Origin of the sequence: Roseateles amylovorans, assembly GCF_025398155.2 — a bacterium.
Lineage (GTDB): Bacteria > Pseudomonadota > Gammaproteobacteria > Burkholderiales > Burkholderiaceae_C > Roseateles > Roseateles amylovorans.
This window is the reverse complement of the sequence record NZ_CP104562.2, coordinates 563739-583958: the sequence shown is the minus strand read 5'-3', so window position 1 is coordinate 583958 and position 20220 is coordinate 563739. Positions and strand designations below refer to the sequence as shown.

Annotated in this window: 17 protein-coding genes; 6 read left to right on the top strand and 11 right to left on the bottom strand. The window is 67.6% G+C overall.

The genetic code is table 11. The features are described from left to right. Positions 1-252 precede the first annotated feature (252 nt). Positions 253-1248, bottom strand: a complete 996-nt coding sequence (locus tag N4261_RS02520) for a hypothetical protein (protein ID WP_261758665.1) — start codon at positions 1246-1248, stop codon at positions 253-255. 143 nt (positions 1249-1391) lie between these two features. Here N4261_RS02520 and N4261_RS02515 point away from each other — a divergent pair, with 143 nt between their 5' ends. Then, the gene (locus N4261_RS02515; protein ID WP_261758664.1) at positions 1392-3830 is read left to right on the top strand and encodes an alpha/beta hydrolase family protein; all 2439 of its coding nucleotides are present in this window, start codon (positions 1392-1394) and stop codon (positions 3828-3830) included. Positions 3831-3878: 48 nt separating this feature from the next. Here the strand turns inward: N4261_RS02515 and ypfJ are convergent, their stop codons facing one another. The 3 genes from ypfJ to N4261_RS02500 form a co-directional block, all read right to left on the bottom strand. Further along, positions 3879-4772, bottom strand: a complete 894-nt coding sequence (ypfJ, locus tag N4261_RS02510; RefSeq protein ID WP_261758663.1) for a KPN_02809 family neutral zinc metallopeptidase — start codon at positions 4770-4772, stop codon at positions 3879-3881. A gap of 178 nt (positions 4773-4950) precedes the next feature. Beyond that, complete coding sequence (locus N4261_RS02505) at positions 4951-7140, bottom strand: sensor histidine kinase (protein ID WP_261758662.1); 2190 nt, start codon at positions 7138-7140, stop codon at positions 4951-4953. Positions 7141-7170: 30 nt separating this feature from the next. Next, positions 7171-8178: a substrate-binding periplasmic protein gene (locus N4261_RS02500; RefSeq protein WP_354005396.1), complete on the bottom strand. Its 1008-nt coding sequence runs from the start codon at positions 8176-8178 to the stop codon at positions 7171-7173. A gap of 308 nt (positions 8179-8486) precedes the next feature. On the opposite strand from N4261_RS02500, the gene N4261_RS02495 reads away from it, so the two are divergent. Then, positions 8487-9131 (top strand): response regulator, encoded by a 645-nt coding sequence (locus N4261_RS02495; protein WP_261758661.1) that lies wholly within the window; start codon positions 8487-8489, stop codon positions 9129-9131. A gap of 1 nt (position 9132) precedes the next feature. Then, on the top strand, positions 9133-9897 hold the full coding sequence (locus N4261_RS02490; RefSeq protein WP_261758660.1) for a hybrid sensor histidine kinase/response regulator: 765 nt from the start codon (positions 9133-9135) through the stop codon (positions 9895-9897). A 76-nt stretch (positions 9898-9973) separates the two neighbouring features. Here N4261_RS02490 and N4261_RS02485 read toward each other — a convergent pair whose 3' ends face one another. Further along, positions 9974-12211: a primosomal protein N' gene (locus N4261_RS02485; protein ID WP_261758659.1), complete on the bottom strand. Its 2238-nt coding sequence runs from the start codon at positions 12209-12211 to the stop codon at positions 9974-9976. A gap of 371 nt (positions 12212-12582) precedes the next feature. Further along, positions 12583-13683: a uroporphyrinogen decarboxylase gene (gene hemE / locus N4261_RS02480; protein WP_261758658.1), complete on the bottom strand. Its 1101-nt coding sequence runs from the start codon at positions 13681-13683 to the stop codon at positions 12583-12585. Positions 13684-13972: 289 nt separating this feature from the next. Here hemE and N4261_RS02475 point away from each other — a divergent pair, with 289 nt between their 5' ends. From N4261_RS02475 to N4261_RS02465, 3 genes are read left to right on the top strand one after another with little or no spacing between them, the layout of a single operon-like run. Next, positions 13973-14683: a LemA family protein gene (locus N4261_RS02475; RefSeq protein ID WP_261758657.1), complete on the top strand. Its 711-nt coding sequence runs from the start codon at positions 13973-13975 to the stop codon at positions 14681-14683. A 15-nt stretch (positions 14684-14698) separates the two neighbouring features. Beyond that, complete coding sequence (locus N4261_RS02470) at positions 14699-15670, top strand: TPM domain-containing protein (protein ID WP_261758656.1); 972 nt, start codon at positions 14699-14701, stop codon at positions 15668-15670. Then, positions 15670-16221: a TPM domain-containing protein gene (locus tag N4261_RS02465; protein WP_261758655.1), complete on the top strand. Its 552-nt coding sequence runs from the start codon at positions 15670-15672 to the stop codon at positions 16219-16221. The genes N4261_RS02470 and N4261_RS02465 overlap by 1 nt, the downstream gene beginning before the upstream one ends. 24 nt (positions 16222-16245) lie before the next feature. Here the strand turns inward: N4261_RS02465 and ppk2 are convergent, their stop codons facing one another. The 5 genes from ppk2 to N4261_RS02440 all read right to left on the bottom strand — a co-directional run bounded on the left by ppk2 (position 16246) and on the right by N4261_RS02440 (position 20062). Beyond that, the gene (gene ppk2 / locus N4261_RS02460; protein ID WP_261758654.1) at positions 16246-17226 is read right to left on the bottom strand and encodes a polyphosphate kinase 2; all 981 of its coding nucleotides are present in this window, start codon (positions 17224-17226) and stop codon (positions 16246-16248) included. Positions 17227-17374: 148 nt separating this feature from the next. Further along, complete coding sequence (locus tag N4261_RS02455; protein WP_261758653.1) at positions 17375-18220, bottom strand: D-hexose-6-phosphate mutarotase; 846 nt, start codon at positions 18218-18220, stop codon at positions 17375-17377. Between the two features lie 63 nt (positions 18221-18283). Further along, a complete protein-coding gene (locus tag N4261_RS02450) occupies positions 18284-18946 on the bottom strand; it encodes a DUF799 domain-containing protein (protein ID WP_261758652.1) in 663 nt (220 codons plus the stop codon). Between the two features lie 25 nt (positions 18947-18971). Then, a complete protein-coding gene (locus tag N4261_RS02445) occupies positions 18972-19361 on the bottom strand; it encodes a DUF4810 domain-containing protein (protein WP_261758651.1) in 390 nt (129 codons plus the stop codon). 17 nt (positions 19362-19378) lie between these two features. Further along, entirely contained in the window at positions 19379-20062 is a 684-nt protein-coding gene (locus N4261_RS02440) for a CsgG/HfaB family protein (RefSeq protein ID WP_261758650.1), read from the bottom strand. Between the last annotated feature and the right edge of the window lie 158 nt (positions 20063-20220).

The following is a 20220-nucleotide window of genomic DNA, read 5'->3' as shown; positions in this document are numbered from 1 at the left end:
AAATCCTATCGAGCACAAAGTGGGTAAAGCAATTTGCCTAAATTGATTGAATATCCAAAAATAGACCTAGATACAAACTATCCATCCGGCAAGAATCTGCGATTCAGCATGCAAAAGCTGGCCACCCCTCGGGGGTGCCGATTGCAAACTGATGCGAAAGCGCCCCCGCGATTTCTGCGTTAGAGCGATCGTCGAATGCCCTTGCTTGGAGCTAGGCAAAAACAATCGGCCCCCATCCCAGGGGCCATCAATTCAGCGCCAGCGCATCAGCGCCCACACCACCAGGGCAATCACCGCCATCACGATGACGATGCCCAGCCGTTGAGCGATCGATGCTTCACCCGATGCGACCGGCTTTTCCTCGGCCACCAGCGGGGTGGACGTTTGTCCGGTGGACACGCTCGCGGAGTTCCGCGTCGCAGGTGCCGGCGCGATCGAGGCCGCCTCCAGCCACTGTTCCACTGCCGCGGCCAGAGGCGCGCGGTCGGTGAAGGTGCGGCCGTCCACCATCGCCCTGTCCAGCAGTTGGTCCAGGGTTTCACGTTGCGCCGCTGTGAGCGACATCCAGGATTGCAGCGACGCCACCGGCGTCGCGCTGCTGTCCGCCTCATCGGTGGTCAGCCCGTCCAGGCCCGCGTCGCTGCGCGGTAGTCGGCCGTTCACCAGCAGCCCCAACAGCCGTCCCAACGCATGCGCCTCGCTGGCCGCATCCGGTCGGGCACCGGCACGTTGACGGGCATCCGCGAGCGGCAACGCCGCCCGGACCTGCGCGGTCGGCGCCTCGCTGACACGCGGCGCCAGGCCCTGACCCAGCCAATGCAGCTGTTGCGTCGGACTTAGCCACAGCGTGCCGGGATCCAGCTCGTGCAGGATCAGCCCCTGCGACTGCGCCGCATCCAGCACCCCCACCAGATCCAGCAGCAATTGCATCCGTCGCCTCAGCGGCAAGGCCATCGCCACCCGCATCAGCGGCGCGCCCTCCATCGCCGGGACGATCAGATAGGGCAGGCCGGACGGCGTGAGCCCGCTGTCCAGCGGCGCGCCATAAGTCGGCTCATGGAAACGGGACAGCGCGTCGGAATCCTCGGCGAAGCGCATCAGCACCGCCTGGGCATCCGATTCGTGACGATAGACCAACGCCATCCCACGCTGCCCGGCAGCCAAGGCATGCTCAACACGGAACCACTGCCCGGACGCGCATTCGAACAGCGCCTCGGTGATGCGCCAGACCCCCAGCCGTTCGCCCACGGATGGCAGGGCGGCGGGCGCGGATCGGAATGCTGACTCCGCAGGCGTCGACGCCGCCCACCCGGTTGAGGGGGGCGAGGACGGAAGGGACGCGAGCGGTTCAGTCATGGGCGCCGATCCTAGCGCAGCGATACTTGGTGCCCATGCAACCGACCTTGGCCGTCCCGTCCCGACTCCGTCAGTCGCTCGCCTGGATGGCGATGCTCGCCGCGCTCGCCGCCGGCTTGAGCACCGCCCAGGCCCAATCACCGGCGCTCTACAAGCAGCCCTCGCCGCCCATTCGCGAGCTGCTGGATGCGCCGGCCCAGCCGAGGCTGCTGCCCTCGCCCGATCGCCAGACGCTGGCCCTGGTGGAACAGCGCCGCTACACCCCACTGGACGAGCTGGCTCGCCCGGTGATGCGCCTGGCCGGTGCCCGCTTCGATCCGCGCAGCGCGACGCCGCAGTCGATCGTGGGCATCCAGCATCTGCGGCTCCGGTCCCTGCTGGAACCCGACGCCACCGAGCGGAGCGTGGAGCTGCCCGCCGGCGGTCTCTGGCACAGCTTCTCCTGGGCGCCGGACGGCCAGCGCTTTCTGCTGGCCCGCCGCACCGACACCGCCGATGAGCTGTGGGTCGGCGCCACCAGCAACGGCCAGCTCTGGCGCATCTACAACCTGCGCCTGAACAACACCATCGATCCGGACGACATGGCCTGGCTGAGCCCTCGCGAGGTCGTGGTGCTGACCGTGCCCGATTCGCGCGGCCCGGTCCCCAACCGGCCTCACAGCGGACCGGCGATCCAGGAAACCCACGGTCGCGCCTCGCCCGAACGCACCTACGCCGACCTGCTGCGCACGCCCCGCGACGAAGACCTGTTCGAGTACTACGCCCGCTCGCAGATGACGCTGGTCGACATCGCGAGCGGCCAGAGCCGCGATCTGGGCACCCCGGGACTCTTCACCAGCATCTCCGCCGTGGGCAACGGCCAGGCGCTGCTGACCGAGCGGCTGATCCGGCCCTTCAGCTACAACCTGACCTTTGACGACTTCCCCACCGTGGTGGAGATCCGCCAGCGCGACGGCAAGGTGATCCGTGAGCTGGCGAAGATGCCGCTCAAGCAAGGCGTGGCGATCGATGGCGCCCTGCCCGGACCGCGCGTGTTCTATGCCTCGCCCACCAAGGACGCCGCGGTCTACTGGGTCGAGGCGCTGGACGGCGGCAATCCCAACAACCGCGCCGCATTTCGCGACCGGGTGATGCGGCTGGATCCGCCCTACACCGGCGATCCCTTCGAAGTGCAGCGCATGCCATACCGCTTCACCCGGCTGCGTTTCCTGGATGACGGCCTGCATGCGCTGCTGAGCGAGGAAGACCGCAGCCGAGGCTGGACCCGCACCTACCTGCTGCCGCTGCGCGGCACGCAGAGCCGGCCGCTGTTCGAGCACTCGGTGAGGGAACGCTACCGGCATCCCGGCGCCCCGCTGATGCGTCCCTTGCCCAACGGCCAGCAAGCCGTGCAGACACTGGGCGGCGATCTGCTGCTGGTCGGCCAGGGCGCCAGCCCCAAGGGCGATCGGCCCTTCCTGGACAAGATCTCGCTGCGCGACCTCAGCGTGCAGCGTGTGTTCCAGTCCTCGGACGGCGCCTATGAAGTGCCGCTGGCGGTGCTGGACGACAAGCGCCTGCTCACCCAGCGCGAAGCCGAACATGAGCCGCCCAACCTGATCCTGCGTGAAGGCGGCAAGGCGGTCGCATTGACCCGTCTGCGGGATCAGACGCCGCAACTGCGTGCGGTGCGGCGCGAACTGGTGACCTTCAAGCGCAGCGATGGCGTGGAACTCTCTTTCTGGATGTACCTGCCGCCGGATCTGCGCGAAGGCGAGCGACGGCCGGCCCTGGTCTGGGCCTATCCGCTGGAGTTCAATGATGCGTCCATCGCCAGCCAGCTCAGCGGGTCGCCCAACCGATTCATGAACTTCAGCGGCATCAGCCCGCTGAACCTCTTGATGGACGGCTACGTCGTGCTGATGGATGCGACCATGCCGGTGGTCGGCGACGCGCGGACGATGAACGACACCTTCATCGAGCAGATGACCATGAATGCGCGCGCCATCCTCGACAAGGCCGAGGAACTGGGCACCGTCGACAACCGCCGCGTGGCCATCGGCGGCCACAGCTACGGCGCCTTCATGGCGGCCAATCTGCTGGCGCACACCAAGCTGTTTCGCTGCGGCATTGCGCGCAGCGGCGCCTACAACCGCACGCTCACGCCGTTCGGCTTCCAGAGCGAGCGGCGCTCCCTGTGGGATGCGAAGGACGTCTACCTGAAGCTCTCGCCCCTGCTCTTCGCCCAGCAGATCAAGGAACCGCTGCTGCTGATTCACGGGGATGCGGACAACAACTCCGGCACCTTCCCCCTGCAAAGCGAACGCCTCTACCAGGCCCTGGCCGGACTGGGCGGCACCGCCCGCTATGTGCTGCTGCCCTTCGAGGCCCACGGCTATGCCGCCCGCGAATCGGCCGGTCAGGTGCAGTGGGAGATGAGCCAATGGCTCAAGGGCTGCGTCGGTGATCCGAAAGCGGAGGCCGCCAAGCCCTGAGCTCTGCGCCCCGAGCGCTTGGGCGGGCGCCCCAAGCCGCTGACGGCGTCAGAGCTGCCGCACCGAGAAGGTGTCGCAGTCCTTCACCGCGCCCTGACCAAAGCCACGCTTGAACCAGCGCTGGCGTTGCTCGCTGCTGCCATGGGTGAAGCTCTCCGGCACCACTTGCCCGCTGCCGCGGCGCTGCAGGGTGTCGTCCCCGATCTGCGCGGCGGCATTCAGCGCTTCATCGATGTCGCCCGCTTCGAGCCATCCCTTCGACTGTTGCGAGTGATGGGCCCACACACCGGCGAAACAGTCGGCCTGCAGCTCCAGCCGCACGCTCATCGCATTGGCCTCGCGCTCCGACTGGCGACGCCGCGCCGCATCCACTTTGTCGGTAATGCCCAGCAGGTGCTGGACGTGATGCCCCACCTCATGCGCAATCACATAGGCCTGCGCGAAGTCCCCCGGCGCGCCGAGCCGGTCACGCAAGGTCGCATAGAAGCTCAGGTCGATGTAGACATGCTGGTCGCCGGGGCAATAGAACGGTCCCATCGCCGCCTGACCGCGACCGCAGGCGGTCGGGTACTGGCCGCTGAACAGGGTCAGCGTCGGTGCGCGATAGGCCTTGCCGCCGGCCTGGAACACGCGGGTCCAGACGTCCTCGGTATCGGCCAGCACGACCGACACGAAGCGACCGCCCTCATCCTGCGGCTTGCGCGCCGGCTCGCCGGAGCGGGACGGCGCCGGACCCTGATGCGTCGGCGCAGCGCTCCCGCCCTGCAGCAGTCCAAGCACGGTGAGCGGATTGATGCCGAAGATCCAGCCCGCGATCAGGGCGATCACCACACCGCCAATGCCCAGCCCGCGACCGCCCAGCATCGGCAAGCCACCGCCGCCCCCGCTGCTGCCGCGCATGTCCTCGACGTTGTCGCTCTCGCGTTGACCTTCCCATTTCATGATTGGCTCCTGGACTCACCCTGCCTGCCCGGCGGCTGACCGCCGCGATCCGCCTTGCGTGGCCCGATCTCATCTGATCCGAACTGATCCGAACTGATCCGGCAAGCATCGCACAGCGACTCCGACGTTCGCGTGACCCGATGTCACCGGAATGCGAGGGCAAGGCACGGGCCTGCGCTCAATGCGCGGCCGTCGCGCCATCAGGATGTGCCGCCAATTCGGCGAGGACGGTGTCGGTCGCGCCGCGCTGCGGCAGGTGCAGATGGAACTCCGCCCCGCCGCCGATGCGGTTGCGCGCCTGCAATCGTCCGCCGTGGACCTCGATGATCTTGCGGCTGATCGGCAGGCCCAATCCGGTGCCGCCGGAGCCGTCCTTGGTGACACTGGACTGAACGAAGGGATCAAAGATGCGCTCGAGCTCTGCCTCCGGAATGCCCGGGCCCCGGTCCGCCACGCACAGGTGCAGTTCGCCGTCGGCGGTGATCTCGCCGTGCACGTCCAGGGCGCTTCCCGACGGCGCAAACCGGATCGCATTGGCCAGGATGTTGCGCACCGCCTGCTGGAAGCGCCCCGGGTCCACCCGCGCCGGCAGCGGCTGCGCCAGGTCCAACTGCAGCGCGAGGCTGCGCTTGGCCGTCAGCGGGGCCAGTTCATGGGCCACTTCGCGCACCAGGTCGCACAGGTCATGGCGCTCCAGTTCGAAGGCCCCGAGCGGGCTTTCGATCTTCGCCACATCCAGCAGGTCATTGACCATCGTCAGCATGCGCTGTCCGGAGCCATGGATGTCCTCGAACATTGCGCGCAGCTTGGCCTGATCACCGCTGCGCTGCATGCCCAGTTCGGAGAATCCAAGGATGGACTGCAGCGGCGTGCGCAGCTCATGGCTGATGTTGGCCAGGAACTCGGTCTTGACCTGCGAGGCGGCTTCGGCCGCATCACGCGCCTCCCGGGTCAGCCGTTCGGCCGCCACCCGCTCGGTCACGTCGACAGCGCTGCCGGCATAGCCCAGCAGTTGCGTCTCCCGCATGAGCGGCACCACGGCAATCACGTAGCGGCGCAACTCACCTTCCCCGTTGCGAATGGATGCCTCGACGCTGCGGGGGCCGGCCTCGTCGCAGAAAAGGGCCGTCAACCCTGCACGGTCGGCCGGTTCCGCCAGATCGGTCAGGCGCCGCCCCACGGCCTCGTCGGGACGGCCATGGTGCATGGTCGTCCAACGCGCGTTGACGAAGGTCAGCACGCCCAGCGGGTCGGTGCGGAAGATCAGTTCCTGCACGCTGCGCAGCAGCACCCGCATGTCGCGTTCGCGGTCGGCCAATTGCTCATGCGCCTGCTGCAGCGCCTGCATGGCGTCGGCGCGGGCCTGCAGGCTGCGCCGCACCACCACCGTCGCCAGCACGATGAGACTGAAGGCGAACAGGCCGATCAGCACCAGCCAGCCCAGGTCCGAGCGCCAGCCCGCCAGCACCTCCGCCTTCGGCTGCTCCACGCCCACCATCAGCGACCGACGCGGCGAAGCGCGCCAGGCGACGACCAGGTCACCCGGCAGCACGCCCGCCCCCAGATAGCTGCCGTGCTCCCGGCCCCGCTGCAGTTGCTCGAATGCCGGATGGCCGACCAGGCGTTCGCCAGGTTGTTGAGGCAGCGTCTCCATCGCCGCCAGCAGTTGCCCATCGGTCGACGCCAGCCAGACCGTGCTGCGCGTGGACGGCAGCGCCTGTTGCCGGACCTGCGCCAGCGCGTCGGGATGGATCAGCGCCAGCAACCAGCGCGCCTTGGCCAGCGTCGCGTCCGGACCCGCCTCGCCGGACGTGTCCGGGCTGGGAACTGGCAGTTGCAGCATCAGCGGCAGCATGCTGACCCCAGCCTTGAACGGAGGCGGATGGCCGGTCAGGTCGACCAGCGACCGGCCGGGGCGCAGCGGCAGCAGCGCGTCGCGGTCCGGTGCGGGCAGGCGGCCAAGTTGCGCCAGATCGATCTGCAGACCCAGGTCGTCGGGATTCGTGCTGGACAGGACCCGGCCGTCCGCATCCAGCAGCGAGACACTGCGCATGAACGGCAACCCCACCAGCACATGGGTCAGGTGCTCGCTGAGGTGATCGGCATCATGCGTCTCGCTGTCGGGCATGCGCAGGGTGTCACCCAACGCATGCAGGGCCAGCGCCGCAGTCTCGATGGTTCGATTGGCGTCAGCCTCCATCAACTGGGCGAGCAACTCGCCGCGGGCGCGGGCATCGGTCAGGGCCTCCTCCCGACCGACCCACGCCGGCCCGACCAGCGCAGCCAGCGTGGCCAGCGACAGCACGATGGCCCCCACCAGGGTGGCGGTGCGCAGGCGGTGCAGTGATCGGACGGCGGGTTCGAGCATGTCGGCGAGGGTTGGCGAAGGTTGGCGGCGTCAACGGACCACGATGCCGGCCAGCCCATGGCGCTGAGCGGCGGCGCGCAGGCGGCCATCGCGCTTGATGGCGGAGACGAAGGCGTCCATCCGCGCCTGCCAGGCGGGATCGCCTTGCTTCATCGCATAGGCATAAGGCATCACGTGAAAGGGCCGGGGCGGTGCCACGAGGCGGGCCCAGTCGGCGTTGTCGAGCAGCCGTCGGCTGTAGGCATAGTCGGTCATGAACACATCGGCGCGGCCGGACTCCAGCTCCCGTTCGCGGGTCGCGGGCGGATGCACCACCAGCAGCCGGGCGTGGGTCAGTGCCTGGCGCATCACCGGTTCCATGAAGGTGCCGGCCTGAACCGCCACCACCACACCGGTCTGATCGATGTCTTCCCATCGCTTGACGACGCGGTTGGCGCGGGTGGTCACGCCGTAGATGTCGCTTTGCAGATAGGGCTGGGTGAAAGCGAGCAGTGCCTGACGCTGCGGCAGCTGACCGATCGCGAACATCGCCACATCGCAGCGCTCGGCGTTGAGATCGTCCACCAGCCGCGGAAACGACGACTCCACATAGCTCAGGCGCACGCCGAGATCCTTGGCCAGGGCGGCGGACAGGTCGATGTCGATGCCGCTGAGGGTGTCATCCCGCGGATGACGATAGGTCACGCCGTAATAGTCCGGCCAGATGCACACCCTCAACTGCCCGCGGGCGGCGATGCGACGCAAGGTCGGGCTGGCCGTGTCAGCGCGGGCGGCGCCCGCCAGCGGGGCGGTGGTCTCGATCGACGACGCGCTGCGGGGCGCTGAGACGGCATCAGAGGGGCGCGCGCCCGGAAATCGAGCAGCAGCAGCAGCAGCCAACACGGCGGCAGACGCAGGCCCTGGCTCCGCCAGCAGGGTGACCAGGGCGGCCAGGGCGGCCACGCTCGCCATGGTCCTGGATGCGCCCAGGGCAGGCGGACGCGCCCGTGGGTAGGACGCGGTGGCGGGTGCGGGTGCGGTGGGGAATCCAAGCATCATCGGCATGTCCTCCTGGTCCATTGCACCAGAGTTCTGATGCCTCCGGCGAAGCGCGCACGGTGCGGGGTGGCGCGGCCATCCGCCCCCGTCGCTTCGGTCACCCATAGGGTCTTCCATACGGTCATCGGCAAAATCATCGACAAGGTCATGGGCACCTTCATCGGCACGGTGGTTGACCCAGGATCGACCCTTCAATCGACAAAACCTTATCGCCAGTTGGGCGACCCTCACATCACCTATCAGTTTTAGCGCTTATAAATGGGGGGACTCCCCATCGATACACATCAGAAATTCGGCAAAATCGCTGCATGACTGCTATTGCTCGCCCAACCGATGACATGCAAGAGGACTTCAGCACCCGCGAAGTCGCGCAGCGCCTGGGCATGGCGGTCCGGTCGGTGCAGCTGATGGTCGATCGTGGCGAATTGCAAGCCTGGCGCACACCCGGAGGCCACCGGCGCATCCTGCGGGCCTCGCTGGACCTCTGGCTGACCGGACGCGGCCTGGCGCCGACGAAGGCGTCGGAGCCGGTGCTGGCCGATGAAGGGCCGCGCAAGTTGAGGGTCCTGCTGATCGAGGACTCGGTGCACTACCAGAACCTGGTCTCGCTGCTGATCCAGCAACAGTTCCCGGAGCTGGAACTGCATACCGCCAACGACGGCATCGGCGGTTTGGTCATGTATGGCCAATTGCAGCCGGACGTGCTGCTGGTGGACATCCTGCTGCCCGGCATCGACGGTGCAGCACTGGTCACCAGCCTGCGCTCACAACCCCAGTTCGCTCACAGCGAGCTGATCTTCGTGACCGCGCTGGATGAAGACCAGCGGGCGCCCTATGCCTTCGCCCTGGCCGGTTTGCCGGTGGTGCACAAGCCGCGCCTGGTGGCCGATCTGCCGGGACTGCTGACGGCCGCAGCGCTCCGCCTGCGAGGCGCCGTTCCTGCCGGCGCCTGAGATGGTCGAGCGCCTTCGCGTGCTCCTGGTGGAGGACGATGCCTCCCTGCAGCGTTTCGTGGCGATGGCGCTGGAGGACGAGCCGGTTCAGTTGCAGGTCTGCCGGTCGGTGGACGAGGCGCTGCGCTCGCTGGCTGCGCAGCCGTACGACCTCATCGTCACCGACCTGATGTTGCCCGGTCGATCCGGGCTGGACCTGCTGCAGCTGCTGAAGGAGCGCCCGGAGCTGCGGGGCGACGCGTCGCTGGCGGCCTTCAGTGCGGGACTGACTGCGCCTGTGCGCCCGCAGCTGGAGGCGCTGGGTGTGACGCGTTTTCTGTCCAAGCCCTGCTCGCTGGCCGACCTGCACGCCTGCATCCGCGAGGTGCAGCAAGCGCTGGCGCCTCACGCGGCCCGGTCGGCGGACGACCGCGCAAGCACCGTCGAGTCACCGGCCAGGCACAGCACGTTGGATCCCTCGGCGATGGACCAGTATTTCGGTGGCAATGTGGCGCTGTATGAGGCGTTCCTGGCGCGCTGCCGGACGCAGTTTCGCGTCGACATCGACACCGGCCGCCGATCGGTTGCGGAAGATGCCCCGCAGGCAATGCGCCATCTGGCGCACAGTCTCAAGAGCGTGCTGCTGACCCTCGGCCATCCGGAAGCGGCCGACGTCGCACGCCAGCTGGAGCATGACGCTGCGATCGCGGTCGAGCAACGAGCCATCAGTGACGCGGTGCGGGACGGTTGGGCGCGGTTGGAAGTGGCCTTGGCGGGGTTGCTGTAGCCGCCCGTCTCCTGGACTGCTGCGCCGCCGTGCTTCTCTTCGTGCTCACAGGACACCGCCTCGACCCGACCCACCCCTAGATCACCAACGGATCGATGTCCACCGCCCAGCGGACCAATCCCTTGTGGCGCTTCTTGAGCCCGTGCAGATCGGGCAACCAGTCGCGCAGGAAGCGCTGCAGCTGCGCCCGGTTGCCAGCTTCGATCAGCATCTGGAAACGCTCCACGTCGGCGACCCGCGCCATCGACATCGGCACCGGCGGGTAGATCAGCAGTCCGAGCGACAGCGGCAACTGTTGCGCGGCCTCCTGCGCCGCGACCAGGAACTCCCGCGCCGCCTCCACCGTGCGGCCTTCGGCACGCACCAGGGCCAGATGCGCAAACGGCGGCAGCCCGGCGGACTGTCGCTCGGCCAGTTGGCTGCTCGCAAAAGCCTGGTAATCGTGCTTCTGAAGCGACTGGTAGAGCGCATGCTCGGGATACCAGGTCTGGATCCACATCTCGCTGCGGCCGGCCTGCGCTGCATCGCGTCCGGCGCGCCCGCCCGCCTGCATCAGGAGCGAGAACAGCCGTTCCGGTGCGCGGAAATCGCTGCTGAACAGGGCGCCATCTGGGTTCACCGCCGCCACCAGCGTGATGCGCCGGAAGTCATGCCCCTTGGCCACCATCTGCGTGCCGACCAGGACATCCACCTCCCCGTCATGCACCGCCGTCAGTTGCGCCTCCAGACTGCCCTTGAGCTTGGTGGTGTCGGCGTCGATGCGGGCGATGCGAGCGCCCGGCAAGGCCGCGGCCAGTTGCTCCTCCAGCCGTTCCGTGCCGCGACCCAATGGGGCGATGTCGGGATTGCCGCAGCTGGGACAGGCGCGAGGGACTCGCTGCGCAACGCCGCAATGGTGGCAGCGCAGGGTGCGGTCCTCCTTGTGGAAGACCTGATGGGCGCTGCAATGCGGGCAGTCGCTCTTCCAGTTGCACTGGTCACAGTGCAGCACTGGCGCATAACCTCGTCGGTTCAGGAACACCATGCTTTGCTCGCCTCGCGCGAGGCGTTGCCGCATCGCTTCCAGCAACGGCATGGACAGCGCGGTGGTCACGCCCTTCTTGCGCTCCAACCGGTTCATGTCGAACAGACGCACCCGCGGCAACGCACCACCGCCGATGCGCTCGGTCAGATCGATGCGGCGGTAGCGACCGCTCAGCGCATGCTGCCAACTTTCGAGCGACGGCGTGGCCGACCCCAGCAGCACCGGAATGCGCTCCAGATGGGCCCGATACACCGCAAGATCGCGCGCAGAGTAGCGCGCCCCGTCTTGTTGCTTGTAGGACGGATCGTGCTCTTCATCCACGACGATCAGGCCCAGGCGCGGCATCGAGGCGAACAGCGCGAGCCGCGTGCCCAGCACGAGTTGCGCCCGACCGAGGTGGGCGCTGAGCCAATGACGCAGCCGCTGGGCCGGGGTAAGCCGACTGTGCAGCGAGACGATCGAATGGCCGCTGAAGCGCGCCGCGAAGCGCGCTTCCAACTGCGGCGTCAGGTTGATCTCCGGCACCAGCACCAGCACCTGCTGACCCCGCAGCAGCGCATCTTCAGCCGCGCGGAGATAGATCTCGGTCTTGCCGCTGCCGGTCAGCCCCCAAAGAAGCGCGGGCGGCGGCGGATCCACCGCGTACAACGCGCGCACCGCGTCCAGTGCCGTTTGCTGCTGAGCCGTCAGCGGGGGCGGCGAGAGGGGGAGCGTGGCGTCGAGCTCGGCCTCACCGGAGGCTGTGGCGGCGGCTTCGCCATCATCCAGCGGCGGGTCTGGCATGGCCAGCGCGTCGTCTTCCGCTGAGGAAGCCGTCGCCGGCGGCGCCACGCCTGGATCGACCGAGCGCGATGGCAGCGCCTGCGCCGCTCGCGCCTCGGCCTTGTCCAGCTTCTTCAGCCGGCCGTGGAGCTGTTTGGCATCGAGGTCGCGCAATTGCGGCGGGAGCACGGAGACCGCCAATTCGCCGACGCTGCGCTGGTAGTAGCCCGCGGCGAACTCCAACAACCGGCGCCAGCGGTCCGACAGCGGCGGCAGCGACTCCAGGGCCTGGCCGATGGGGCGCAGCTCGCTTTCGGCCAGCGCGTCCTCGTCGACAGCCGCCGCGTCCCAAACGATGCCGATGGACTCACGCCGCCCCAGCCCGACCTTCACGATCGTGCCGGGTGCCAGGTCTTGAGGGCCGAGATAGTCCAGCGGACCGGTCAGTCCGCTGTGCTGCGGCGCATCGACCGCCACCCGCACGCGCTGCAGCGCTGTCGCCTCGCCGGTCAACGTCGCGTCAGCCACGGCGAACGCCTTCCGATGCCTCAGACCCCGTCTTAGAAGAACGCGCCAAGTCCATGATTTCCAAGCGTCTGCACAGCCTGCGTCGCCCTGTGGATAACTTTGTGGGAAAAAAGCGGGGAATCTCGAAGTCCTGGGGAGAACTGTCGCCAAGGCGGTCGGGCATCGGTGGCGACTTCAACCGGCAGGGGCCTTGCAAATCAACCACTTAGCCGCCCATCGGGGAAAGCCCTAGCTCTCGGGACTTCCCTGTGCTGCGTTTCAGTGACATGCACGTTTTTGGGGATAACTTGCCGCGGAACTTTTGCCAGACCCGGGATTGAACACCCGGAAAGCCCCCTGCGGGACCAACGCAGGCGATCCCCTTCCGCCGTTCACCTCGACGCGGATGCGCCACGCAGGATGCGCGAGTGGCGGTGGACTTCATCGACCAGTTCGGCCACGGTGTCGGGCGGCGTGAACTGACTGATGCCATGGCCGAGGTTGAAAATGTGGCCATCCCATCCGCCATCGGCCCGCTGAGGCGCGCCAAAGCTGTCCAGGACCGCGCGGGCCTGGGCTCGCACGGCGGCCGGCGGCGCGAACAAAACATTCGGATCCAGGTTGCCTTGCAGGGCCACCCGGCCGCCCACCTGGGCGCGGGCGCGGCCGAGGTTGGCGGTCCAGTCCAGGCCGACCACGTCGGCGCCGGCGTCGGCAATCTCATCCAGCCACAGGGCGCCGCCCTTGGTGAACAGCAGGCGCGGCACCTGGCGACCTTCATGCTCGGTCTTGAGCTGCGACAGCACGCGGCGGGAATAGGCCAGGCTGAATTCCTGGAAGGCGCCGTCGGCCAGCACGCCGCCCCAGGAGTCGAAGATCATCACGGCCTGCGCGCCGGCATCGATCTGTGCATTGAGATAGGCGGCGACCGCGTCCGCATTGATCGACAGGATGCGATGCATCAGATCAGGCCGCGCATACATCAGGCTCTTGACCTGGCGGTAGTCGTCGGAGCCGCCGCCTTCCACCATGTAGCAGGCCAGGGTCCAGGGGCTGCCGGAGAAGCCGATCAGCGGCACCCGTCCATTGAGCGCGCGGCGGATCGACGTGACGGCGTCAAACACATAGCGAAGGCGGTCCATGTCGGGCACCGCCAGGGCATTGACTGCGGCTTCGTCGCGCACCACCTTGGCGAACTTCGGCCCCTCGCCCTGCGCAAAGCTCAGGCCCAGGCCCATGGCATCGGGCACGGTGAGGATGTCGCTGAAAAGAATGGCAGCGTCCAGCGGATAGCGATCCAGCGGCTGCAAGGTGACTTCGGTGGCGTAGTCCGGATTCGTGGCCAGCCCCATGAAGCTGCCGGCCCGCTCGCGGGTGGCGCGGTACTCCGGCAGGTAGCGTCCTGCCTGGCGCATCAGCCAGACCGGCGTGTAGTCCGTGGGCTGGCGCAGACAGGCGCGCAGGAAGGTGTCGTTGTGCAGTGGAGCGCTCATGGAGCGGCATTATCTAGGGAAGCTCTGCCGAACTTCCTGCGCTGTCGACACGACGTTGTTGACGACGCGCATGTCGGCCGTCCCGGTCAGGCTTTTCCTGTCGATGCGCGTGGGATACTGCCCGCGCCCCGGCCGACCCTGCCGCTGGCCGCGGGGTATTCCAGCCACCGAGTCATGAGGCCATGCGGCCGATGAGCAAGTTGGAGGAAAGCAGCCTTGAAGCACGCTGCAGGCAGGCTTGAAATTCCCGGCCCGCGAACGATATGGGACCCCACAAGGAGGAACCTCGATGACCCCGTCGATGAACACAGCACGCCCGGCCCCGGCCGCCCGTTCCACGTCCGTCGCGCGTCGGCTGAGCGCCGCACTGGTGATCGCGGCGCCGCTGGTGCTCAGCGGCTGCGGCTACAACGAATTCCAAAGCCTGGATGAACAGGTCACGGCCAGTTGGTCCGAGGTGCTGAGCCAGTACCAGCGCCGCACCGACCTGATCCCCAACATCGTCAACACGGTGAAGGGCGAAGCCAACTTCGAGCAGGAGACCCTGACCAAGGTCGTTGAAGCCCGCGCCAAGGCCACCAGCATCCAGGTCACCCCGGAACTCGCCCGCGATCCCGAGGCGCTCAAGCGCTTCCAAGCGGCGCAGGGTGAGCTGTCCGGCGCGCTGAGCCGACTGCTGGCCGTGAGCGAGCGCTATCCCACCTTGCAGGCCAACCAGGGCTTCCGCGATCTGCGGGTCCAGTTGGAGGGCACGGAGAACCGCATCACGGTGGCGCGCAATCGCTACATCAAGTCAGTGCAGGACTACAACGTGCTGGCCCGTCGGTTCCCGACCAACCTCACCGCCAAGGTCTTCGGCTACGAGGTCAAGCCCAACTTCACCGTGCAGAACGAAGCGGCGATCTCGGCGCCGCCGTCGGTGAACTTCGACAAGCCTGCGGCCACGACGCCGGCCACCCCGCCCGCTCCGGCCCCTGCCGCATCGCCGGCCTCGAACTGAGGCGGCGGTCACACGATGCCGCGCTGGATCTGGCGCCTGTTGGCGATGTGGACCCTGCTGGCCGGCAGTGTCGGCCTGATGGGTGCGTCGGTGGCCCAGGCGCAAGACGTGCAGCCGGTGCCGCCGCTGTCCGGCCGGGTGATCGATCGCACGGCCACGCTCAGCCCTGAGCAGCGCCAGGCGCTGGAGCGCAAGCTGGCGGCCTTCGAACAGGAGGCCGGGCCGCAGATCGTGATCCTGCTGGTGCCGACCACCGCACCGGAGGACATCGCCGCCTTCGCGCAGCGCCTGGGCGACGCCTGGAAGATCGGACGCCGCGAGGTGGGCGATGGCCTGCTGATCGTCGTGGCCAAGCAGGACCGGCGCATCAATATCCAGACCTCCAAGGCGCTGGAGGGCGCGGTGCCGGATCTGGCCGCGCGACAGATCATTGAGCGCGACATCACGCCCGCCTTCAAGGCCGGCGACTACGCCGGCGGCCTGAACCGGGCGGTCGACTCGCTGCAGGCGCGCATCCGCGGCGAGCACCTGCCGGCGCCTACACCGCGGGCCAAGGGGTCCGCTTCGTCCAACTCATTGGACATCGGCGAACTCGCTGCCCTCTTCTTCATCGGCACCCCGTTGGTCGGCGCGCTGCTGACCGCGATGTTCGGCCGCAAGCTCGGCAGTATGTTCACCGGGGGGGCGGCGGGTGGACTGGGCTGGCTGTTCAGCGGCAGCCTGGGCCTGGGCCTGGCGGCGGGTCTCGGATCGGTGATGCTGGTCGGCCTGCTGGGCATTGGCGCCGCGCGACGGCGGACCGGCAGCGGCAACGCCTTCGGCAACTATCGACAAAGCAGCCACCGTGCCGGCGGCGTCATCGTCCCTCCGGTCATCTGGGGCGGCGGTGGCGGAAGCGGTTGGGGCGGGGGCGGCGGCGATGGGGGCGGCTTCTCCTCCGGCGGCGGCGGCGACTTCGGCGGCGGCGGTGCGTCAGGAGACTGGTGATGAGCCCTTCAACCCCCACGGGTACACCCTCCGCGCCACCCAAGGTCGGCAAGTGGCGCCGCTTCCTGCGTCATCGCCTCTGGGATGAAGCGGATGCGAAACGTGTGTTGCCGGCCGATGCGCTGGCCCGGCTGTCCGCTCGCGTCACCGAGAGCGAACGCAGCCACACCGGCGAGATCCGCATCTGCGTGGAGGCCAGCCTGCCGCTGAGCTACTTGTGGCGTCACGCCAGCGCGCGGGAGCGCGCCGTGGCGATGTTCGGCAAGCTGCGCGTGTGGGACACCGAACACAACAACGGCGTGCTGATCTATCTGCTGCTGGCCGAGCACGCCATTGAGATCGTGGTCGACCGCGGCTTGAATCGTCGCGTCAGCGCGGCGCAGTGGCGAGCCATCATCGACGGCCTGGGCGAGCCTCTGCGCCAGGGGCGTTTCGAGGACGGTTTGCAGGAGGCGATCCGCGCCGTGGAGGCCTTGCTGGCCTCGCACTTCCCGCCCACGCCCGACATGCCACCACGCAACGAGTTGCCGGACGCGGTCCTGGTCATCTGACGACGCCGGACCGCGTCGGGGACGCTACAGACTTCGGATCGGCTTGAGCTTGGTGCCGAACTGCTCTCGCAGCGGCTTTCGCTTGAGCGGTGGGAACTCGATCGGCGCGTCCGGTACCGTGACGTCAGGCAGGTGGTGCAGCAGGTGGCGGATCAGCGTCAGGCGACCGCGCCGCTGATCGTTGAAATCGACCAAGGTCCACGGCGCGTGCTTCGTGTGGGTGGCCTCGAGCATCCGATCGCGCGCCTGGCCATAGGCCTCGTAATGCGCGCGGGCATCGATGTCGATCGGCGACAGCTTCCAGCGCTTCAGGGGATCCTCGGCCCGCTCGGCGAAGCGTTCTTCCTGCTGCGCCTGATCGACGGTCAGCCAATACTTGAACAGCAGCAAGCCGTCCTCGACCAGCAGTCGCTCGAACACCGGTGTCTGCCGCAGGAAGTCCTGGGTCTGCTCGGGGGTGCAAAAGCCCATCACCGTTTCGACGCCGGCGCGGTTGTACCAACTGCGATCGAACAGCACCATCTCGCCGTTGGACGGCAGGTGCGGCACATAGCGTTGGAAGTACCACTCGCCCTGTTCACGGTCGCTGGGCTTGCCCAGCGCCACGGTGTGGCATTGGCGGGGATTGAGGGTTTCCGACAGCGCATTGATCACGCCGCCCTTGCCCGCCGTGTCACGTCCTTCGACGATCACCAGCAGACGCCGCTTGGCATGCTGCAACCAGCGCGCCATGGCATTGAGTTCGATCTGCAACGGCTGCAGCTGGTCCAGGTAGTCCGACTTGGAGAGCTTCTTGTCGGCAGGAGGCGCCGACGTCGATGACGTCGATGACGTCGACGCCTTCGAAGCCTTCAAGCTCTTGGAGGGCGTCTCTTGCGCCTTCCCGCTCTTCGGCTCGGTGGACCGGTCACTGGCCTTGGCCTTGGCCTTGGCCTTGCCCTTGTCCTGGTCACGTTGCTTGGCCGTCTTCTTGGCCTTGTCCGTCGAGTTGCCCTTGTCTCCCATGCGTCCTCCGTTCGATGACGTCGCGCCGAATCTGCGCAGCCGATGGCGGCCACGAAGCGTGGAAGGGACAGCTTAACCGCGCCGCGGCGTCGGGCCGCACCGCAGACGCCAGATCAGGCGCCGCCGGTGTCGCACCGGCGGCCGACGCTCAGATCAGTTCGAGGCTCTGCATGCCGGCCCAGCTCTCGCCGGGCGCCAGTTCGATCGGACGCAGCACCTGCGCCGCTTCGACGCACAGCATCTGCTTCCAGCCACCCGTCGGCATGTCGGCGAGCGCGTCGCCCTTCTCTTCGCCCGGATTCCAGACCACGGCGTCGGCAAAGCCCTGCTGGCGGATGCGGACCCGGCGGTCATCGTCGCGCAGGGTCAGGTCGTGCTTGAGGTCCTGGTAGATGCGGTCCATCTCGCCATCCAGGCGCAGCAAGTCTTCCTGCTGGGTGCCCGCACGCTCGCGCGCCGAGTCCCAGTAGGCCAGCCCCGACAGGCCTTGCAGCGAGGCGGACATGATGCGCGTCAACCGCAGATAGGTGTGCAGCGCTGCAGTGAAGGACAGCGGCGCCTCGCCACGGTTTTCGCAGGCGAGCTCGATCTCCAGCGCCCGACCGGCGATGCGCACGCTGATCTCGGCCTCGAAGGCATGAGGCCAGACCATGCGGGTGGCGCCGTCGTCGCTCAGGCGGAGCACCGCCAGAGCGTCGTCCTTGCCACTTTCTGCGGTGACCAACTGCCAGGGCTTGCCGCGGGCGAAGCCGTGGCGCTGCAAAGGCCCGCGCGTGGCGAATTGCGGAAAGATCACCGGCACGCCGCCGCGAATGGCTTGGCCAGTGGCGAAGGCGCTCTTGGGGGAGAGATAGAGCTGCTCGTCCGCGCCGGCCGGGATCCAGGAAACCAGATGGGCGCCATGCAGCAGCAAGGTGGCTCGGGCGCCGTCAGGGGCGACGAGTTCGAGGGCTTCGAGGCCCTGGTGACGGGTGATGGAGATCGGAGTGCTCATGCCTGAAAAAAAGAAAACCCACCGGCTTGGGGCCGGTGGGTGGGTGAGCCGGTGGCCAGGCCCTTAGTTTTTCACAGTCACGCGGGCACGGGGACCCGGCAGGAGACCATTGGGGGCGTTCACCAGACGGCTACCGGCAATGCCGGCCACCTGGTAGCTGCGATCCGACAGGTTGTTGGCAATCTGGTCGACCAGGGCCTTGACCAGCAGCCCGACCAGGCCGCCGCCGCTGTTGTTGTTCTGTTCGGCGGTCGAGGCCGTGGCCTTGCCGTCCCACAGCAGCGTGCCGGTGCGCAGGTCCACCAGACGGGCCTCCACCGCGACGACCGCTTCTGCGGAGATCACCTTGTAGACGGAGCCGTACTGCTTGACGGTCACGTACAGCACGGCGTCGGCACCGAAGATGTCGCGCAGCTTGGTCGGGTCGATGCCATGCGCGTCCACCGGCGAGGTCACGCCGTTGGTACGCAGCGACTCGTCGACCAGCGACACCGGCAGCACGTAGTAGCCGGCCTCGGCCAGCGGCATCGTCAGGTTGGACAGCACGCCGTAGGTCGCCGCGACGTCGGGCGTGTCGTTGACCGGCGGCAGCACCAGCAGCGAGGCGGGCTTGGCCGCCTTCAGCGCGGTGTAGTCGTAGGGCTTGGAGGTCGAGGCACAGGCGGTCAGCGCGACCAGCACGGCCACGGCGCCCAGGCGACGGATCAGGGTGAACAGTTGGGTCATGTGAATGGCTCCTGGATCACGCGGATCAAACGCCGGACGCCGCCACGGCGGCCGTCTTGGGGCTGGATTTCTTCAGCAGGAAGTCCACATAACCAGCGGACTCGGGGAACAAGGCGCGTTCGGCCTCCAGGTGCGCGCGGGCGGCGTCGTCGTTACCGACCTTCGCGTACAGCAGCGCCAGATGACCGTGCAGGCCGGGGGGCGTGGCTTCGTTGGCCGCCTTGTTCTTGATCAACTGCGATTCGAGCTGGGTGATCTGGTCACCAGCGTTCGTGCCGTTGGTCTTGAAGTAGTCGTACAGCCCGCTCTGATAGCCGCTCCATTGGTACAGGGGCTTCTGGGGGGTTCCGCAGGCGGCCAGCAATGCAGCGGCCGCCGCCAGCGCGATCACGCGCAGCGTCTTTTGAATCATCATGAAAAATCTCCTGCGGCTTAGCGGGCTTGCGGCTTCCAGGCACCGCTGTCGACGGCGCTGACCAGGCCGTTGACGGCTTCGCGGATGGCCAGGTCCAGCACCTTGCCGTTCAGGGTGGCGTCGTAGCCGGCGGTGCCGCCAAAGCCGACGACCTCGCGGGTGGAGAGTTCGAACTCACCGGCGCCTTGGGAGGAATACACGACCTCGGAGGTCTGGCTGTTCACCACGTTCAGGGTGACCTTCGCATAAGCGACTTGCTTCTTGCCGCGGCCCAGCACGCCAAAGAGTTGCTGATCGCCGACTTCCTTGCGGCCGAATTCGGTCACCGCGCCGGTCACCAGGAAATCCGCGCCCTTGATGTTCAGCGTACCCGCTTTGAACTTGGCTTCCTGCTGGGCTTCTTCGAGGTTGTCGCGGTCCAGCACGCTGAAGCGGTTGCTCTGCTGCAGGTGCGCAATCAGGATCGACTTGGACTGGCTGCCCAGGCGGTCCACCGCATCGGCGAACATGCCGCGCATGAAGCTCGAGCGGTTTTCGAATTTGCCGACGGCGATCGGTGCACGCGGGCCCTGGTTGGCGCTGGGCGCCGTCGGGACGGGGCGCGGAACCTCGATGGTGCGCGATTGCTCAGTGGCGCAGCCGAACAGGGCGGTCAGCGCGAGCGCGAGTGTGGCCTTGCGGGCCCAGGTGTGAACAGACATGGAGACTCCCTCGTAGATCAATGAAGCGGTCGTTCTAGGAATATGCGGCGGCGATGCCGCAGACCGCGTTCTCAGCGTCCGGTGTGGATCCGGATCGCCGCCCCGACTTTATTCAGTCGCCGTCCCTCGAATGGGGACTTCGGAAAAGAACAACGGCA

Coding starts and splice junctions, on each gene's coding strand:
- ypfJ (WP_261758663.1), bottom strand. CDS start 4,772: ATGAAATGGGAAGGTCAACGCGAGAGCGACAACGTCGAGGACATGCGC.
- N4261_RS02505 (WP_261758662.1), bottom strand. CDS start 7,140: ATGCTCGAACCCGCCGTCCGATCACTGCACCGCCTGCGCACCGCCACC.
- N4261_RS02515 (WP_261758664.1), top strand. CDS start 1,392: ATGCAACCGACCTTGGCCGTCCCGTCCCGACTCCGTCAGTCGCTCGCC.
- N4261_RS02495 (WP_261758661.1), top strand. CDS start 8,487: ATGACTGCTATTGCTCGCCCAACCGATGACATGCAAGAGGACTTCAGC.
- N4261_RS02465 (WP_261758655.1), top strand. CDS start 15,670: ATGAGCCCTTCAACCCCCACGGGTACACCCTCCGCGCCACCCAAGGTC.
- ppk2 (WP_261758654.1), bottom strand. CDS start 17,226: ATGGGAGACAAGGGCAACTCGACGGACAAGGCCAAGAAGACGGCCAAG.
- N4261_RS02470 (WP_261758656.1), top strand. CDS start 14,699: ATGCCGCGCTGGATCTGGCGCCTGTTGGCGATGTGGACCCTGCTGGCC.
- N4261_RS02475 (WP_261758657.1), top strand. CDS start 13,973: ATGACCCCGTCGATGAACACAGCACGCCCGGCCCCGGCCGCCCGTTCC.
- N4261_RS02445 (WP_261758651.1), bottom strand. CDS start 19,361: ATGATGATTCAAAAGACGCTGCGCGTGATCGCGCTGGCGGCGGCCGCT.
- N4261_RS02500 (WP_354005396.1), bottom strand. CDS start 8,178: ATGATGCTTGGATTCCCCACCGCACCCGCACCCGCCACCGCGTCCTAC.
- N4261_RS02490 (WP_261758660.1), top strand. CDS start 9,133: ATGGTCGAGCGCCTTCGCGTGCTCCTGGTGGAGGACGATGCCTCCCTG.
- hemE (WP_261758658.1), bottom strand. CDS start 13,683: ATGAGCGCTCCACTGCACAACGACACCTTCCTGCGCGCCTGTCTGCGC.
- N4261_RS02455 (WP_261758653.1), bottom strand. CDS start 18,220: ATGAGCACTCCGATCTCCATCACCCGTCACCAGGGCCTCGAAGCCCTC.
- N4261_RS02440 (WP_261758650.1), bottom strand. CDS start 20,062: ATGTCTGTTCACACCTGGGCCCGCAAGGCCACACTCGCGCTCGCGCTG.
- N4261_RS02450 (WP_261758652.1), bottom strand. CDS start 18,946: ATGACCCAACTGTTCACCCTGATCCGTCGCCTGGGCGCCGTGGCCGTG.